The sequence below is a fragment of the Mitsuaria sp. TWR114 genome (assembly GCF_007997345.1).
Genome location: NZ_VOSR01000523.1, coordinates 1 through 2,033 on the forward strand (window position 1 = coordinate 1; position 2,033 = coordinate 2,033).

The following is a 2,033-nucleotide window of genomic DNA, read 5'->3' on the forward strand; positions in this document are numbered from 1 at the left end:
TCCTTGGCCGCCGCGCCGGCATCGCCGCGCACCGCCCAGGCGGTGCCGAGCGCCCGGGCGAGCCGGTCGGCGGCCGGCCGCTGCTGGTCGCCGAGCTCACCGCCGCGCAGCTGCGGGTGGTGCTCGCGAGCTGCGAGGTGATCGGCGTCCAGCCGGACGAGGCCGTGCCCCCGAGCTGACCTTCGGCGAGGCGGAAGCGGCGCTGTCATGATGTCGCCCAGCCGAGGCCCATCCCGGGCCGATTGCCAAGGAGCGCCCATGAGCACCGCATCGATGCTGTCGACCCTGTTCCGCTACCAGGCCTGGGCCCACGACGGGTTCCTGCGGGCGATCGAGGACCTCGATGCCGAGCGGTTCGGGGAGGCGCGCCACCTGGCGCTGCGCGTGCTGAATCACGTCTACGTGGTCAACCAGATCTTCACCGGCCACCTGACCGGCCAGCCGCACGGCTACGAGGCCAACAACACCGTCGACACGCCCACGCCACAGGCGCTGCGCGCGGCGCATGCGGCGTCAGACCGTTGGTTGCTGGAGTACGTCGCGGCCATCACGCCCGAGCAACTGGCCGAGCGCATCGCGTTCACCTTCACCGACGGCGGCCGCGGCGCGATGACGCGCGAGGAGATGCTCTTCCATGTTGTGACCCACGACGGGTACCACCGCGGCGAGGTGGGACGGATGCTCAAGCAGATCCAGTCACCGCTGCCGTGGGACACGTTCGCGGTGTTCCTGCATCAGGACCAGCCGGAGCGGCGCGGGCAGGGTTGAGGGCGGACCTCAGTCCGCAGGCCTCACGTAGTAGAGATCGAACTCGCCCTCTTCCACCAACTCGAATCCGTGCCGCTGATAGAAGCGGTTGGAGTCGCTCTGCTTCAGCGCACCGACACGCACTGGCAGGCCGAGTGCTCGCGCTTCGCGGAAGACCTCGGCGAGCACGCCGGCGCCGATGCCGCGTCCCTGCCAGGCTGGATCGATATAAAGGTGATCCAGCGCCAGCCAGCCAGGCTGCTGCGTGGTGACGACGAAGCCAAGGCGCTGCCCGTCGACGACGATGTGGCGCGTGCGCTCGGGATCGAAGCTGGAGAGGAAGCGCTCGCGCGCCCGCTGCGGATCGAAGCGGCCGATGCGTTCGAGGCTCTCGCGCATCGCGGCGATGCGCAGCGCGACGAGGGCTTCGGCGTCATCCAGGGCGGCGGCGTCGAACCGGAGAACGGCGGGGCTTGGCACGGTCGGCATGGCGCGCATCGTAAGCGCGGTGCCGATCGATTCGGACCCACAAAAAAGGACGCCCGACCAGCGGAGCTGACCGGGCGTTGCAAGTCCTAGAAAGGACGTCGTTGGGATCGGTGCCGTCCATCGGGGCTGAAGGCCGCGCCGTTGGAAGGCGTGAGGTGGACTCTAGGGCGAACCCTGAGGACGCGGCATCCCCTCAAGGTGGGATACCTGGGGAAATTGGTCAGCAGGTGTAAGGAGCACTCCGCATTACGGAAAACTGCGGCGGATCTCACGCCGCGACCCATGACTTCCGTTCGCCGGCGCACACAAGCCATCCCGGTCGCCGTGCCCCGGCGCGGATCCTGCCGCTGCTGTCGTGGACAACGCGGTTGTGCCGGGGGTCGCTTCAGGCGGCGTACACGCGCGCCGGATAATCCCGCCCCATGACCGCGCCCAAGCCTCCCAAGAAGTCCGCGCCCCGGCCGCCTGCAAGCAAGACCTCGGGCTCGCCCGCGAGGGCCGGCACGCCGTCGCACGGGCCGCGTCCGCAGCCTCACCGCCCCGCGATCGACGCGCCCAGCGCGCCGCCGGAGCCCTGGAGCGACGACGACCTCGACGAGCTGCAGTCACTGCTCGACGAAGTCCCGGCGCCGCTGGAGCCGCTCGATGCCTCGATGCTCGACGGCTTCCTGGTCGCGCTGATCCTGCAGCCCAAGCCGGTGCCGCTGTCCGACTGGTGGCGCTGGGTGCTCGATGCCGAGGAGGGCCGGCCCGCCCCGGCGCGCTACGACGCCCAGCCGCTGCTGCAGCTGGTCCAG

The 2,033-nt window shown here is 70.2% G+C and carries 3 protein-coding genes; 2 read left to right on the forward strand and 1 reads right to left on the reverse strand.

The annotated features are described in order from the left end of the window. The first annotated feature begins 258 nt into the window (after positions 1-258). Positions 259-768 (forward strand): DinB family protein, encoded by a 510-nt coding sequence (locus tag FUT87_RS18380; RefSeq protein ID WP_091729258.1) that lies wholly within the window; start codon positions 259-261, stop codon positions 766-768. A 9-nt stretch (positions 769-777) separates the two neighbouring features. Here FUT87_RS18380 and FUT87_RS18385 read toward each other — a convergent pair whose 3' ends face one another. Next, the gene (locus FUT87_RS18385; protein WP_147241962.1) at positions 778-1,236 is read right to left on the reverse strand and encodes a GNAT family N-acetyltransferase; all 459 of its coding nucleotides are present in this window, start codon (positions 1,234-1,236) and stop codon (positions 778-780) included. Positions 1,237-1,658: 422 nt separating this feature from the next. On the opposite strand from FUT87_RS18385, the gene FUT87_RS18390 reads away from it, so the two are divergent. Beyond that, the coding region (locus FUT87_RS18390; RefSeq protein WP_147241961.1) for a UPF0149 family protein at positions 1,659-2,033 on the forward strand (375 nt) is incomplete at its 3' end.

What these genes read in the sequence shown, in the direction of transcription:
- FUT87_RS18380 (WP_091729258.1), top strand. Translation starts at nt 259, where the DNA reads ATGAGCACCGCATCGATGCTGTCGACCCTGTTCCGCTACCAGGCCTGG.
- FUT87_RS18385 (WP_147241962.1), bottom strand. Translation starts at nt 1,236, where the DNA reads ATGCCGACCGTGCCAAGCCCCGCCGTTCTCCGGTTCGACGCCGCCGCC.